The sequence below is a fragment of the Microvirga alba genome, assembly GCF_015694465.1.
Classification (GTDB): domain Bacteria; phylum Pseudomonadota; class Alphaproteobacteria; order Rhizobiales; family Beijerinckiaceae; genus Microvirga; species Microvirga alba.
The window spans coordinates 43,429-57,799 of the sequence record NZ_JADQDO010000010.1 but is presented as its reverse complement, the minus strand read 5'-3'; the positions used below and the strand labels follow the sequence as shown (position 1 = coordinate 57,799).

Sequence of the window (14,371 nt, the reverse complement as noted above, 5' to 3'; positions counted from 1 at the left end):
CCACTATCTCAGCGAGTCCAGGATGATGGCGATATCGCGCCGCAGGAAATCGAGATGCGCCCGCGACGCTGCCGCCGCTGCTTCCGGCTCCATCGCAAGGATGGCATCGACAATGAGCTGGTGTTCCTTGATCGAGACCGCGATGCGACCGGGATGATAGGTGACGATCCGTCGGTATGGCTCCAGACGACGTCGGAAAAGCGAGGCCTGCTCACCGATGAAACGGTTCCTGGCCGCCTTGTAGAGAGCCTCGTGGAAGTCACCGTTGGCGGCATAGAAGCGATCGGGATCGTTGGAGGAGGCCGCTTCGATGCAGGCCGCGTGCGCGGCGGTCAGATTCTGGCCGTCGGTAGCCGTCAGACGCGTGGCGGCAAGATAAGCGCAGGAAGCTTCGAGTTCGGCCATCGCTTCAAAGAACTCGATGAGTTCGGAGGTCGTGAGTTGCGCCACCGTCGCAACGCGGCGCGCGCGTATCGAGACCAGCCCGGCGCTCGCCAGTTCGCGCAGCGCTTCGCGAACGGGTGTCCGCGACACGCCATAAAGGGTCGCGAGGGCGTTCTCGTCCAAACGCGCGCCGGCTTTAAGGTCTCCTGTCAGAATCTTATCCTCAAGGTCCTTCTTGATACGGCTGCTGGCCGGACCAGGAGGGCTTGCTTCAGTCGTGGATTCCGGCTTTTGCTTCATTCTTGACATGAATTGATTTCCGCCGAAACATGCGATGCTGCATACAGGACTCTCTCTTCAGTATGCGAAATTGCCTCTGGCGGTCAACTGGAGGCAAAGATATGTTATTATTCCTTGAAACGCCCGGTGAGTGTCTTCAATGCGGAGTTTGCCGATGACGTCGTCTGTCAATCATAGCGGTCACCCCAGAAATCCTGGAATTGACCTTGATCTGAGCTGGCTCGACGACATGCGTTACGTCAATCGGAGCGCCCTCGAAAGGCGCGCGCAAACGCTCGCGCGTCGGCGCAGCATCAAGGGCGAATATCAGGCTGCCTGGCTGTTGCGCTCCATCGCGTGCATGGACCTGACGACGCTGTCGAGCCATGACACGGATGAACGCGTGCGACGCCTCTGCGCCAAGGCAAAGCAGCCGCTACGGCCCGATATGGTCGCTCAGCTCGGGCTTGGCGATACCGTCATCCGTCCCGCGGCCGTATGCGTTTATCATCCTTTTGTCGCGACGGCGGTCGAGGCCCTTCAAGGCACCGGCATTCAAGTCGCCGCTGTTTCGACGGCATTCCCGCATGGACTCGCGCCCTTCGCGACGCGTTTGCAGGAGATCAAGGAATCTGTTGCCGATGGGGCAACCGAGATCGACGTCGTCATCACCCGAGGCCATGTCCTGAGCGGGCAATGGTCGGCTCTGTACGATGAGGTCAAAGCGTTTCGGGCCGCCTGCGGCGAGGCTCACCTCAAGGTCATCCTCGGGACCGGTGAATTGTCCACCTTGCGTAACGTGATGCGCGCCTCCCTCGTCTCCATGATGGCAGGTGCCGACTTCGTGAAAACCTCGACCGGCAAAGAGACCGTCAACGCGACGCTTCCCGTCGGCCTCGCGATGACTCGGGCCATTCGCACGTATCACGAGCGCACAGGCTGGCTCGTCGGGTTCAAGCCCGCGGGCGGAATTTCCTCCGCCAAGCAGTCCCTCGACTGGCTTTCTCTCATGCGCGAGGAACTCGGATTGACCTGGCTCGATCCGACGCTGTTCCGGTTCGGCGCAAGCAGTCTTCTCACCGATATTGAGCGGCAGCTCGATCATTATCTGACTGGCCGATATTCGGCCAACCACCGCCACGCAATCGCATAATAACGACGGGGAATACCGTGAATATTCTGGAGAAGTACGCCACCATGGAATATGGACCGTCCCCAGAGGCCCGCAACGAGGCCGATGCTTGGCTGGCGCAACGAAACTTTGACGAAGCGCTTTTCATCGACGGTTCCTGGCGGGCGCCCGCATCGGGCGAGAAATTTGAGATCATCGAGCCTGCCACGGGCCGCATGATCGCCAGCATCGCCTGCGCCGGTGCAGATGACGTCGCCGCTGCCGTCGCGGCCGCGCAACGAGCGCAGGCGGCCTGGGGTGCCACATCGGGCTTCGAGCGGGCCCGCGTGTTGTATGCACTGGGGCGCATGCTTCAGCGCAACGCGCGCCTCTTCTCCGTTTTGGAATCGATCAACAACGGCAAGCCGATCCGCGAAAGCCGCGACATCGATGTTCCCCTCGCGGTGCGGCATTTCCTGTACCACGCGGGCTGGGCCCAGACGATGGATCGGGAGTTTCCCGGCTACAAGCCCGTAGGCGTCGTCGGGCAGATCATTCCCTGGAACTTCCCTCTGCTGATGCTGGCCTGGAAGATCGCGCCAGCTCTGGCTGCCGGTTGCACGGTCGTTCTGAAGCCGGCAGAATTTACGCCGCTGACGGCCATTCTGTTTGCTGAAATGTGCGAGCGCTGCGGCGTGCCGAAGGGCGTCGTGAACATTCTGCCCGGGGGCCCGGAGGCGGGCGCTGCGATTGTCCGGCATCCGGATGTCGCAAAGATTGCCTTCACGGGATCGTCCGAGGTCGGCAAGCTGATCCGGAAAGAGACCGCAGGGTCCGGCAAAAAGTTGTCATTGGAGCTCGGCGGAAAATCGCCATTCATCGTTCTTGAAGATGCGGATCTCGACAGTGCCGTCGAGGGCCTTGTCGATGGCATATGGTTCAACCAGGGACAGGTGTGCTGCGCCGGATCCCGGCTTCTGATGCATGAGAGCATCGCGGCGAAGTTCATCGCGAAGACGAAGGCGCGCATGGCGCAGATGCGCGTCGGCAGTCCGCTCGACAAAAACACCGACATCGGTGCGATCGTCGCGCCTGTGCAGATTGAGCGCATCCGTGAGCTGGTCGCGGAAGGGGAGAAGCAAGGAGCGGTGTGCTGGCAGCCGGATTGCGCGCTCCCGTCCTCCGGTCTCTTCTACCCGCCGACGCTCGTCACCAACGTTTCGCCGGCCAACATCCTCGTGCAAGAGGAAATCTTTGGCCCTGTACTCGTCGCGATGACTTTCCGCAGCATCGACGAGGCAATCGAGCTTGCCAACAACAGCCGCTATGGTCTCGCTGCGTCCGTGTGGAGCGAGAACATGAACGCGGCGCTCCACGTCGCGCCGCAGTTGAAAGCGGGCGTGGTCTGGCTCAACGGCACCAACATGTTCGACGCAAGCTGCGGCTTCGGCGGATATCGCGAGAGCGGATTTGGCCGCGAAGGTGGCCGCGAGGGATTGCAGGAATATCTCGTCCCTCAATCGTCCCCCACACCGCTGTATCGTCCGCTGCCGGAGCTTGAGGCCGTGGAGGGCGACGAGGGCGAAAACCTTGGCATCATCGACCGCACCCATAAGCTGTACATTGGCGGAAAGCAGGTTCGGCCGGACGGCAATTATTCGATGCGCGTTGCCGACAGCGGGGGACGGCTCGCGGGGGAGGCCGGCCTCGGAAACCGCAAGGACATCCGCGATGCGGTTTCAGCCGCGCGGGCCTGCCACAGCTGGGCCGAGACGACCGCCTATAACCGTTCGCAGGTGCTCTACTTCCTGGCGGAGAACCTGTCGGCGCGCGCGTCGGAATTCGCCAATCGCCTGCAACAGCTGACGGGAATGGGGGCCGAGGCCGCGAAGAATGAAGTCGAGCTCTCGATCCGATGCATCTTCGCTTATGCGGGATGGGCGGACAAGTTCGAAGGCCGCGTCCACTCTCCGCCCATGCGCGGCGTGGCGATTGCCATGAACGAGCCGGTCGGCACGATCGGGATCGTCGCACCGGACGACACCCCGCTGTTGGGCCTCGTTTCGATGATCGCGCCCGCGCTTGCCATGGGCAATCGCGTGATAGCGGTTCCTTCTGCCCGGTATCCGCTGGTCGCCACCGATCTGTTCCAGGTCCTCGACATATCGGATCTCCCGGCCGGATCGATCAACATCGTTACCGGACGGAGTGCCGAGCTCGCCCTGGTCCTGGCCCGTCACGACGACGTCGACGGCCTCTGGTGCGTCGCCGACAGCGAGGTCTGCCGAGCCGTCGAGGCGGAATCGGCCGGCAACGTCAAGCGCGTGTGGACCAATGCCGGGCTTGCCGTCGACTGGCAGGTGGAGGGAGCTCGTGAGGACGTCTGGTTGCGTCGCTCGACCGAGGTGAAAAACGTCTGGATTCCCTATGGCGAGTGACCGGCGCGTCTTATGACTGACCGCTCCGGATTGAGCTGATGAAGCCGTTCAGGTGAAGAGCGAACGACCCACGATGAATCGTCGCGTGGTCGAAGCCGATACCTGTTCGGCCATCATCTCTTCGACATTGCGAAGGTTTGTGACGACCCAACTTTCCGGCCAGCGGTGTTCCAATTCAGGACGGCTCGGGGCTTAGAGGAAAAACCTTGGCGGCGTACTTGAACCTGCCAGACGAGCCGCGCTTGCGATACTCGCCATAGTCGTTGTTCGTCGTGGTGGCACCAGTGTGGTGGACTGATTTGTATGGCTGTTCAGGACGCTAAGGCGGTCCTCAGCCTAAACCTCAGCGATCCTTGTGGATCAAAGGGTTAATTGGCGGAGAGGGGGAGACCCTCCCCCAATTGCTTGGAAAGCCCTTTATTCCCCGGAGGTCCAGCAAAACCAACCGGTTGGTCGCGATACATTTACGATACTTTTCAATGTACCCGAGGCTCTACATGGCCGGCAAGAGGATGTCGGCAGGAAGACAACCGTCGCCGTTCGGGCGCCGGGTTCGACTTCAGCCGAAGCTCGTCCAACCTTTTCTTTGCGATGGGTTTCCCGCGTTCGGCTATTCCTCAACCAATTGCGCAAGCGAAACGCCGAGCGCCTGAGCAATATGCCATAGGACATTCAGGGTCGGGTTCTTCCTGCCATTCTCAAGGTGGCTGATATACGCTTGGTCGACCCCGAGGTCGTCCGTCATCGCCTCCAGTCGGGCCACCAAGTCCCACTGCGATAGCTTTGCAGCTTGCCGGTATTTTCTGACGTTTGCGCCAACGATCTGCTGGATTTCCATCCGCAGACCGAAGCCGAGGTTGTCAAATTGACATATGGAGTTTAATCCATAAATCACATGTTGTTGGGACCGTGACTGTTCTCCTGGCCCGCTTTCCAACCCAACGGGCTAATCGTGGCAAGCAGTCAAAAGGCACACCTTACTCACCGAACTAGTCATTCGTCCCAGTAGTTCATTTAGGAGACCACGGCTCGCTACAGGGCTAGCCGCGAATCCGCCAGGAGATTTCAGAATGCCCTCTGGTCCAACAGATCTTGAGTGCCTCGCTTTATGTCTGGGGGAGCCGATTGAAACGCTGCGCTCCAGGATGCAGGCGATAGCTGGCCGGATCGCATCCGAGCTTTATCCCCCAGGTCGGGTTGTTGACGGTCAGGATCTCGAAAAGATGCGGGAGACCATCGCGAATGATGTGCTCGCTTCATGCGGACGAACGAAACACGGTTCACGCCGATCGGCCACCGCTCTTGCAAATGTCTTCTATTCCCAGGCGCGAGACGTGATCTGGCCTCCGACCCGGGCCAGGCAAATCCCCCGGGGGTTCATAGCCATTGCAAAGCAGAAATACGCGGAGGCGTCAGCCGCCGATGAGCGCGAGGTGGCTGAATTGGCCGCGGCCCTTCAGAGGCGTTTAGATCGGGTATGCAGATGATGATGCGAAGGATGATCCGAGAGCGCTTCCTGTCGCTCCATCAGGATTTGGATTTTTACGCCACAGGGGGGCAGCCTACCCAGGATGAACTGCGACTGGCTCCGATAGCCGAAATGTGGCGCCCTGGAACCTATCCCGGAACCGGTCAGCCTTGCATCCGGGCTCGGTATATCTTTGGGCACCCAAGGCTTGGCACTGCCCCAGACTACTGCAGTTCGCCCCTCTACTACGTCGATGTCAATTGTGGCTGGGGCAGAACTCAGGGGCTGTTAATCAGACTCGGTCGGCGGGACCCAGTGTATGCTGCACTCCCTGTGCCTGTCATGGAATATAGCGATGTTGATCGTGCGGCCGATCTGTCTTGTTATCGAGGGCCGCCGGCTGAGATTGAGCCCAAGGGGCCTATGGGACAGGACCCTGCTTGGCACGCTCTCTGGGACTGGTTCGAAAAGTCCACCGAAGATCCGCATGGATCCATGTTGGTTTATATCGCCAGGCGATGGAACGAAGATATTTCTACCGTTTACATGAACACGGATTCTTGGATGAAAACGAAGCTGCGTCAGGTTGAGCGCGAGTCTGCTGATGCTGACGCTGACGACCACAATGCAGGATCAAACTTCAATTGACCGATATGTCGATGGCCAACCGAACGCTTGTCAGGACACACGCCAACCTAAGCCCCTCAGGACGTTGCAAACGGTAACGTAGTCAGACACTGGCAGGGAATAACGCATCCACGTCAGCGGAAAGGCGAGGAATTGCAAGATACGGAGCGGGATATGTCCGATAACTAAAACTTATCGGACATTGAAATTCCGCAACATCCGTCGGTCTCGCTCAAGACGCCAATTTGACTATCCGCGGGTGATCCATCGTCTCAGACGCTCAGGGGCTGTGGGGTGCCTTCTGGCGCGTTTCCGAGGCATTTCTGTTAAGCAGGATCAGTAAAGACCGTTTGCAACGGTCTGAAACAGATGCTTCTGGATCAGTCGGCCGATAGATCCTGCCGTTTCATTCAGGATTCTCGGCGCCCCTGTATGACGTTTTCCCGCCACCTGGATTGGTGTGACTCCGGAAAGACTATTCTGTCGGGTGAGGCATCCACCCCTAGTCCGTGGGAGGTTTTCGCCTCACGTACGACTGGTGAAGATTTCACCGCCAATAGGGCTCAACCGGTCCGCCTCGGTGAAGTTTCGAGCTAGAAACTTTGGGGGCGTTCTGACCTTTCCACCTCGCTTCCATCAATCAAGAATTGGCCGCTATCCGGCTCCGGCGATATTTCGCGAATGAACCTGGAGTGTCGCTATCTCCGCGCTTTGTGCTTGCCTTTTTTTTTGGGGCCATACATTTTCTCCCACTTCCTCTCGATTTCGGGAGTGATCACACCAGTACCGTGGAGCGCCTCTTCTAAAGCCTGTGTCTGCTTCTGATACAATTGGTAAGCGATCTCTACGCTCTCCTTCAGTTCGGCTATCTCAACGTCCTGCTTGTCGAGCTCGGCGAGTAGTGCGTCTCTGTGGGCGCGAAGGCTAACGTTCTGGCTCGTCAAAGTTGCGACCTTGATGGTCAACAATTCAGCTTGATCTGCCAATGCCGCAATACGCGCCTTCTGCCCCTCCCGGAAGCGGCGGCCGCGCTCCGTGCTGGTGCTGTCCTTGCCTTTCCCCATGAGACGAATCCTCTTGCCGTTGCAAACGGTAAAGTACCCTTTAAGCTAGCAAGGTAGAACGTGCTTCAACTGGGAATGAACCAAGGAATGCCAAGACATAGGGCGGCGAATATGTCCGATAACGATAACTTATCAGACATTGAAATTCCGCAACATGCGTCCGTCTCGCTCAAGACGCCAATTTGACCATCCGTGGATGATCCTTCGTCTCAGACGCTCAGGGGCTGTAGGGTGCCTTCTGGTGCGTTTGCGACGCATATCTATTAATCAGGATAAGCAAAGACCGTTTGAAACGGCCCGAACCAGTCGGTTGCTAGATCCGCCGTTTCATTCAGGGTTTTTGGCGCCTCTGCATGCCGTTTTCCCGCCACGTGGTTGAAGTGACTCCGGAAAGGCTTGAGAGCGCGATTCCATGCGGGTCGGTGACGCGCCGGGCGCTCGTACCCTCACTTCCAGTGTGTGTACCCGTAGCATAGTCGTGAGCGACAATTGTCTCGTTGCCGGCGAAAATCTCGAGCAATGTGATCGAAGTACGGCTCATTCTCCAACTCGGCCGGTGGAATCCGATGGGCCGCATAGCAGAATGGATTCATGGCTGTGCGATCCTCCGCACGAAGGACGGAGAGGAAATTATGCCGCCACTCAGCTCAACCGCGGCGATTCCAGCAAAGTTGATCAATATTTACCTAGTTGCCGATTTCATAGCGTAATAACGTGAGGGCGCGATCGGCCGATTAGAGGCAGGGAATGTATTAACTGCCCGTATCGTCCAAAGTCGCGCAAATCCTAGGTGCGGCTAAGCTCATGACCTTGGCTACGGTCAGCCTCGCAGAAATTCTGTGAATGGTTTCGGGTTTGACTGCAGTTATTCCGATTTTCGGTAGTCTTTTTTCTGCAGTTTCCCTAGGTTTGACAGCGGTAAGCGGCACAATTTTGGGTCCATATGAACCACGTCGTTCTGATAACCACCTGCACAGGCCGTAAGCGTTTTCGGCCAAGTGGGGAGGCGCACTTTCGGCATGTGCCCCGGAGTAACGTCGATGCGGCGGCCCGGCACTGGCTTAACCGGCTTGCAGGCATAATGTGCACGGCCCGAGCAGATAAGCTATACAGCGGTCGCGGGTTTGCCGAAGCGCGGCGGGCCGCGGAGGTGTTGAACGCGCCGCTGAAGATTATCTCCGCTGGACTCGGATTGGTCGATAGCGAGGCGCATGTGCCGGCCTACGAGGCTACGGTTGCGCCCGGATCTCTAGATACAATTTCCTCCCATCTCAACGTGACGTCGGAGCGTTGGTGGGCGGCGCTGAAAAGCTGCCAGCAGTTCAAGTGGCCGACAGGCGCTCAGCTGTTATTGATCGCAGCCTCGGGGCCGTATTTGAAGATGATTGAGCAGGATCTGCGCGGGCTTTCAGTCGATCGTCTGCGTTTGTTCACCCGCGCAGATATCCGGGCGCTTCCCGCCTCGCTGAGGTCGGCTGTGATGCCCTATGACGATCGCTTGGATGCCAGCGATGGGCGGCCTGGGACTATTGCTGACTTTGCGCAGCGAGCCATGGCGCACTTCGCAGAGCATGTTTTGCCCTGCGCACCTGCGGGAGATCTCAAGGAGCACACCGGATTGGTTCTGTCGCGCCTCAGTCCACTCACGGCCCCTCCGAAGCGGATTGGTCGCAAGGCAACTGATGAGGAAATTATGGCTGCCATTGCTGCTCACTTTGAAGCTGTTGGTGGCCAAAGCTCGCAGATGCTGCGGAAATTGCGGAATGAGCTTGGGCTCGCCTGTGAGCAGTCTCGCTTTCGTGATCTGTTCAAGGGTGTTGTGCAGAGGCAGAGAGGGGAGGGTATGGGATGCCTCCCTCTATAAGCCCTGTCGTCGTTCGGGCGCTCCGTGCCGTCCAAGGGGATGGGGTGCCGGTTTACTCGTTCTTTCTGCACGGATCTGACATCACAAAGGTGGCGGACATCAGTCGCATTGCTAGGGATGATGCGGAGGGGCTGCGTGGGTTTCAGCGTAAGGAAATCCGGGAGCATGTGAACTCGATTCTCGAGTTCCTCAACAGCGGTCCTGTGTTGTTCCCCAATGCGATCATTCTGGCCCTTTCGCAGGAAATTGAGTTCCGGCAATCGCGGGGGCCTGCCCCTGGAGGGCTGATTGAGGCAGCGCAGAGCGGCACCCTGACGATCCCCGTTCACCCGGAGGGCCAGCGCGCCGCATGGATTGTTGACGGGCAGCAGCGCTCATTAGCTCTGGCTAAAGCCAAAAATTCGAGATTTCCGGTTCCGGTCGTCGGATTCGTCTCCCCCGATATTGGCACGCAGCGCGAGCAGTTCATCCTGGTCAACAAGGCTAAGCCGTTGCCGACCCGGTTGATTAACGAACTCCTCCCCGAGATTGGTAGTGTCCTGCCGCGGGACTTGGCTCCTCGGCGACAGCCGTCCGAGTTGTGTAATCTGCTCAACCGGGACCCGTCATCGCCGTTCTATCATCTGATCCGCCGGGAGTCGGACAGCGAGCGCGATAAGGCCGTTGTCATCGATACGGCGCTCGTGGAGGCGATCAAACGGAATCTGCGCCCCCCGCTTGGGGCTCTGAGCCAGTTTAGTGGTTCGCGTAGCGCTGACACGGATGGCATGTACCGCAGCCTGGTCATGTATTGGGCAGCCGTCCGAGACACATTCCCACATGCCTGGGGACGGAAACCAACCGAGAGTCGCCTGATGCATTCGGCCGGTATTCGCGCCATGGGGGCACTTATGGATCCCATCATGCTACGAGCTGAAACCTCGACGACCGTTGAGGAGGAGGTGCGTCGTTCGCTGAGTCGGATTGCCCCATACTGTCATTGGACCGAAGGAAGCTGGGAGGAGCTTGGTTGGCGCTGGAACGAGATTCAGAGCACCACACCACATATTTCGAGGCTGTCTGATTACCTCGTTCGCCTCGACCGTGATCTCGCAAGGCCCCACCGATGAAGTTTATCTTTGCCGACTCTCTCGACATGGTCGATCCACACTACGACATGCTGGCCGATCGCCACGCGCCTACCCGAAAACCGTACTGGGATGACCTCTACCCGCACGAGATCCTCGGGTATGCTCCCTATGACGGCATCCTCGTGTCGCGCGGGATCGTTGGCGACCACAGGGTTGCCGGAAAATACAGCGCCTCGCAGGCGATGCGGTTCCAAATCGAAGGGGCTCGCAAATTTCTCCGTCTTGACAGTGAACGGTATCGACATCTTGCCATTTACGGCGACTGCGGGGCTTTCACCTATGTGAACGAGGAAGTTCCTCCGTACAGCCCTGAGGAAATGATCGACTTCTACGACCACGGTGGCTTCACGCACGGGTGTTCGGTCGATCACATTATCTTCGACTATGTGGACGGCCTGCAGGGCCTGGATGGTCAGACCCCCGAGAGACAACGGCGGTTCGAGATTACGCTCGACAATGCGAGCAAGTTCTTTTCCTTGGCGCATCGCATCAACAACCGGTTCACGCCTCTTGGTGTGGTGCAAGGCTGGTCTCCCGGCAGCATGGCCGTCGCTGCAGAGCGGTTGGTCCGCTTGGGCTATACCTATCTCGCCATTGGCGGCATGGTGCCCCTGAAATCCAACCAAATCCAAAACTGCCTGCGGGCGATCCGCGCTGCTATTCCGTCGGATACGAGAATTCATGTCCTCGGCTTTGCAAAGGCCGACGATATTGAGTCATTCCTTGAGTTCAACATCACGAGCTTCGATACGACATCTCCCCTGATCAGGGCGTTCAAGGACGACCGGCAGAACTACTACCTGCCTGCAGACAAGGGGCGGCTCAAGTATTACACTGCCATTCGGGTGCCGCAGTCGATTGAGAACACGCGCCTCCAGCGTCTCGTCAAACGAGGAGCTTTTCGTGCGGAGGACTTGACGCAGTTGGAGAAGACATCCCTGTCGGCGTTACGGGCTTTTGACCGCCATGAATGCGACGTCGAGGAGACCACGCAAGCCGTCATGGCCTACAACGCGATCTTGCTGACTGAACGCCCCTACGCGGACGTGGCTGACTTGCCGAAGGTAAAGGCCCTCGCGGACAGGTACCGTATGACGCTTTCCGACCGCGCTTGGCGCCACTGTTCCTGTGCCATTTGTCAGAGCGCCTCCATCGAGGTGATGCTCTTTCGCGCCAGCAATCGGAACAAACGCCGTGGGATCCACAACCTGGGCGTCTACAAACATCTTATCGACAATCTCGATATCAAAGAGGCCGTCTGAATGCGCCATCTTACTTTTAATGCGATCCGGGCGGATCAGAGCAAAACGCATACTGTGGTATCGATTGCCGCGACCGCAAAGGATATTCTCACTTTTGCAGCAATCGAGCGTATCGGCCGAGATGAAGAAGGTAACCTTAGTGGCTTTCAGCGTCCGCAGATTGCCACTCATATTCGCGAGATACGGGATTATTTAGAAAAGCCCGACGCCATCTTGCCAAACCCTATCGTTGTCGCCTTCACGAAAGGAGTGAAGGTGACTGATGTCAACGGGGCAACATGTCGAATTAAGATCGATCTGTCAGAGGGGCCGCTTGGCCTCGTCGTCGACGGACAGCAGCGCCTGACTGCCTTGTCTCAACTTGAGAATAAAGATTTCAAGGTGTTTGTTTCAATTGTGATCTGCCGGGATGAAGCGGAGCTTCGTCGGCAGTTCGTCTTGATCAACAACACCCGCCCGCTGCCCAAATCCCTGATCTATGAACTTCTCCCAGGGGTGGAGAATTTGCCTACCCGCCTCGAGGGACGTTCCATTGCGGCGGAGCTCACCGACCGGCTCAATCATGGATCCTACTCTCTAAAAGGCAAAATTCATCAGCACACCAATCCATCAGGTTTCATCAGCGATACGGCTATTCAAAAAGTAATCATGAACTCTTTGAACGACGGCATCCTGCGTGACCTCTTGAGAGTGGAAGGGGGGCGTGATGCAGGTTTGAAGATCATCAGCGAGTTCTATGAAGCCGTGAAAGCTACCTTCCCTGAGGACTGGTGGGATCACACTCCAAGAACATCCCGCCTGGTTCATGGAGCCGGAATCGGATCTCTCGGGTATGTTATGGAAGTCCTTGCGGCATTAGACGGCGCACGGACATGGCGGCAATTTGCCAAGGGCATGGAGTGTCTGCAAGGGCGTACGGCTTGGACCCGCGGTCACTGGGACTTCGGTGGAGGTGACGTGCGCCACTGGAAAGCCATTCAGAATGTCAGCCGCGATGTCACCACCCTTGCACAGTATCTATTGAGAATCGTCCGTGCAGATATAAGGGCGCGCCGATCGAAAGGTTCTGATCCAGCTCCCTTGCTTGAAGCCATGACTGGGTAACAATCGATGGCTTACAGCGTCAAAGAGATCTTCAAGAGGTCACAGGGCGAGGGCGCACAGGCTGGTAGAGCGCGCAGCGAGTGCAGCTTTTTCGGCCCATCCAAAGCGGAGAACCGGCTATGACAAACGGCGCTCTCGTCTTGTTTTCGGGCGGGCAAGACTCGACGACGTGCTTAGCCTGGGCCCTGGATAGGTTCGAGTCTGTCGAGACAGTAGGTTTCGATTACGGTCAGCGGCACATTGTCGAACTTGAGTGCCGCGAAACAATCCGCCAGTGCCTCGCCCGTGAGTTTCCCCAATGGGCAAGGCGACTCGGTGACGACCACACGATTCGGATTGATGCTCTCAACGAGATCTCAAACACGAGCCTGACCCGAGATGTTGAGATCGCCATGGGGAATGATGGCCTGCCCAATACCTTTGTGCCAGGGCGGAACCTTATTTTTCTCACATTCGCGGCAGCCCTCGCATATCGCCGTGGCTTGAAGCACATTGTCTGCGGCATGTGCGAAACGGATTACTCCGGCTATCCCGATTGTCGGGATGACACCATCAAAGCGATGCAGTTGACGCTCAACCTCGGGATGGATCGCCGCTTCGTCCTGAATACGCCTCTCATGTGGATTAACAAGGCCGAGACCTGGGATCTCGCACGAGAACTCGGGGGCGACGCTTTGGTCGAAATCGTGCGAACCGAGACACACACTTGTTACCGCGGTGAACGGGGCAACCTGCATGACTGGGGTTACGGATGTGGTGAATGTCCAGCCTGTGAATTGCGCGCAGCAGGTTACGAGCAATGGAGCGCAGCATCTTCCCATGAAGGAGTGTCCCGATGAATTTGGAAACTCGGCAAAGAGTTGAAGGCTATGCGTTTTTGTTGGCATTCGCTGCGTGCATTCCGGCAGCGAATTGGTTCATTGGCCACGTCGGGACGGTGTGTCCTCCGAATAGTCCGTGCCTGTTGCCGGTCGCCCCAGGAATTTTGGCACCAAGCGGCGTTCTGATGGTCGGACTTGCTTTGGTGCTGAGGGACCTCGTGCAGCGCCGGCTTGGGAAGGCGTGGGCCTTGGGAGCAGTGTTAGTCGGTGCAGTACTTTCGGCGCTGCTGGCTCCGCCAGCCCTCGTCGTCGCCTCCGGCCTTGCGTTCTTGGTCTCAGAGTTCGCGGACTTTGCCGTATATACGCCACTGCAGCGCCGGGGCCTGGTGTTGGCGGTGGTCGCTAGCAGTGCAATGGGCCTTGTGGTCGACAGTATCCTGTTCCTGTGGCTAGCCTTCGGCAACCTGTCTTTCTTGATCGGTCAGGTTCTCGGCAAGAGTTGGATGGTGCTTCTCGCTTTGCCGGTGATTTGGCTGCTCCGCGAGCGGGACGCCCGAATTGGCCTTCAGCCTGCTTGAGTCTCCATTTAGTAGTCGGCCGAGACAAGTTCCATCTGCAGGCCACCTAACTGACACGGCTCTTCAGCCCACTTTCTGTTCTGCCTTCGGTTTCCAGGATGATGATGCCCCGGTAACTTCAAAATCCGCCGAGGGGAGCCGCCCAGACAGAACTGATGTTCGGGAGAGGGTTGACCGCCTCGCGTGCTCGCTGCGCAGCACGTGCCAGAGTGTCTCGACCGGAAAAATTTCGTCCGTCGTG

The 14,371-nt window shown here is 58.0% G+C and carries 12 protein-coding genes and 1 pseudogene; 10 read left to right on the top strand and 3 right to left on the bottom strand.

Annotation, left to right across the window (positions count from 1 at the left end; translation table 11 throughout):
* Positions 1-3: 3 nt before the first annotated feature.
* Positions 4-693, bottom strand: a complete 690-nt coding sequence (locus I2H38_RS17315) for a GntR family transcriptional regulator (RefSeq protein WP_196273129.1) — start codon at positions 691-693, stop codon at positions 4-6.
* Between the two features lie 145 nt (positions 694-838).
* Here I2H38_RS17315 and deoC point away from each other — a divergent pair, with 145 nt between their 5' ends.
* Positions 839-1,816 carry a deoxyribose-phosphate aldolase gene (gene deoC, locus I2H38_RS17310; protein ID WP_229426769.1) on the top strand — a complete coding sequence of 326 codons (978 nt, stop codon included), beginning with the start codon at positions 839-841 and terminating at the stop codon, positions 1,814-1,816.
* A gap of 17 nt (positions 1,817-1,833) precedes the next feature.
* Positions 1,834-4,212 (top strand): aldehyde dehydrogenase family protein, encoded by a 2,379-nt coding sequence (locus I2H38_RS17305; protein ID WP_196273127.1) that lies wholly within the window; start codon positions 1,834-1,836, stop codon positions 4,210-4,212.
* 610 nt (positions 4,213-4,822) lie between these two features.
* Here the strand turns inward: I2H38_RS17305 and I2H38_RS17300 are convergent.
* Positions 4,823-5,050, bottom strand: coding sequence for a helix-turn-helix domain-containing protein (locus I2H38_RS17300; RefSeq protein WP_196273126.1), 228 nt, complete (start codon positions 5,048-5,050; stop codon positions 4,823-4,825).
* Between the two features lie 972 nt (positions 5,051-6,022).
* Here I2H38_RS17300 and I2H38_RS17295 point away from each other — a divergent pair.
* Positions 6,023-6,328: a hypothetical protein gene (locus tag I2H38_RS17295; RefSeq protein WP_196273125.1), complete on the top strand. Its 306-nt coding sequence runs from the start codon at positions 6,023-6,025 to the stop codon at positions 6,326-6,328.
* Positions 6,329-7,005: 677 nt separating this feature from the next.
* On the opposite strand, the gene I2H38_RS17290 is transcribed toward I2H38_RS17295, so the two are convergent.
* Entirely contained in the window at positions 7,006-7,371 is a 366-nt protein-coding gene (locus tag I2H38_RS17290; RefSeq protein WP_196273124.1) for a hypothetical protein, read from the bottom strand.
* Positions 7,372-8,524: 1,153 nt separating this feature from the next.
* On the opposite strand from I2H38_RS17290, the gene I2H38_RS17285 reads away from it, so the two are divergent.
* From I2H38_RS17285 to I2H38_RS17260, 7 genes and pseudogenes are all read left to right on the top strand, one after another.
* Positions 8,525-9,235, top strand: a complete 711-nt coding sequence (locus I2H38_RS17285) for a hypothetical protein (protein ID WP_196273123.1) — start codon at positions 8,525-8,527, stop codon at positions 9,233-9,235.
* Positions 9,220-10,344: a DGQHR domain-containing protein DpdB gene (gene dbpB / locus I2H38_RS17280; protein ID WP_196273122.1), complete on the top strand. Its 1,125-nt coding sequence runs from the start codon at positions 9,220-9,222 to the stop codon at positions 10,342-10,344. The genes I2H38_RS17285 and dbpB (I2H38_RS17280) overlap by 16 nt, the downstream gene beginning before the upstream one ends.
* Before the next feature lie 26 nt (positions 10,345-10,370).
* Positions 10,371-11,627 (top strand): tRNA-guanine transglycosylase DpdA, encoded by a 1,257-nt coding sequence (gene dpdA / locus I2H38_RS17275; RefSeq protein ID WP_229426768.1) that lies wholly within the window; start codon positions 10,371-10,373, stop codon positions 11,625-11,627.
* Positions 11,628-12,731 (top strand): DGQHR domain-containing protein DpdB, encoded by a 1,104-nt coding sequence (dbpB, locus tag I2H38_RS17270; RefSeq protein WP_196273120.1) that lies wholly within the window; start codon positions 11,628-11,630, stop codon positions 12,729-12,731.
* Between the two features lie 6 nt (positions 12,732-12,737).
* Positions 12,738-12,827: pseudogene (locus I2H38_RS21530) on the top strand (7-carboxy-7-deazaguanine synthase); the annotation flags it as partial.
* 23 nt (positions 12,828-12,850) lie between these two features.
* Positions 12,851-13,570, top strand: coding sequence for a 7-cyano-7-deazaguanine synthase QueC (queC, locus tag I2H38_RS17265; protein ID WP_196273119.1), 720 nt, complete (start codon positions 12,851-12,853; stop codon positions 13,568-13,570).
* Positions 13,571-13,737: 167 nt separating this feature from the next.
* Entirely contained in the window at positions 13,738-14,130 is a 393-nt protein-coding gene (locus tag I2H38_RS17260; RefSeq protein ID WP_229426767.1) for a VUT family protein, read from the top strand.
* Positions 14,131-14,371: the final 241 nt, after the last annotated feature.

Excerpts from the sequence above, each read along its gene's own strand:
- I2H38_RS17315 (WP_196273129.1), bottom strand. The coding sequence starts at position 693 with ATGTCAAGAATGAAGCAAAAGCCGGAATCCACGACTGAAGCAAGCCCT.
- deoC (WP_229426769.1), top strand. The coding sequence starts at position 839 with ATGACGTCGTCTGTCAATCATAGCGGTCACCCCAGAAATCCTGGAATT.
- I2H38_RS17300 (WP_196273126.1), bottom strand. The coding sequence starts at position 5,050 with ATGGAAATCCAGCAGATCGTTGGCGCAAACGTCAGAAAATACCGGCAA.
- I2H38_RS17295 (WP_196273125.1), top strand. The coding sequence starts at position 6,023 with ATGGAATATAGCGATGTTGATCGTGCGGCCGATCTGTCTTGTTATCGA.
- I2H38_RS17290 (WP_196273124.1), bottom strand. The coding sequence starts at position 7,371 with ATGGGGAAAGGCAAGGACAGCACCAGCACGGAGCGCGGCCGCCGCTTC.
- dbpB (WP_196273122.1), top strand. The coding sequence starts at position 9,220 with ATGCCTCCCTCTATAAGCCCTGTCGTCGTTCGGGCGCTCCGTGCCGTC.
- dpdA (WP_229426768.1), top strand. The coding sequence starts at position 10,371 with ATGGTCGATCCACACTACGACATGCTGGCCGATCGCCACGCGCCTACC.
- dbpB (WP_196273120.1), top strand. The coding sequence starts at position 11,628 with ATGCGCCATCTTACTTTTAATGCGATCCGGGCGGATCAGAGCAAAACG.
- queC (WP_196273119.1), top strand. The coding sequence starts at position 12,851 with ATGACAAACGGCGCTCTCGTCTTGTTTTCGGGCGGGCAAGACTCGACG.
- I2H38_RS17260 (WP_229426767.1), top strand. The coding sequence starts at position 13,738 with ATGGTCGGACTTGCTTTGGTGCTGAGGGACCTCGTGCAGCGCCGGCTT.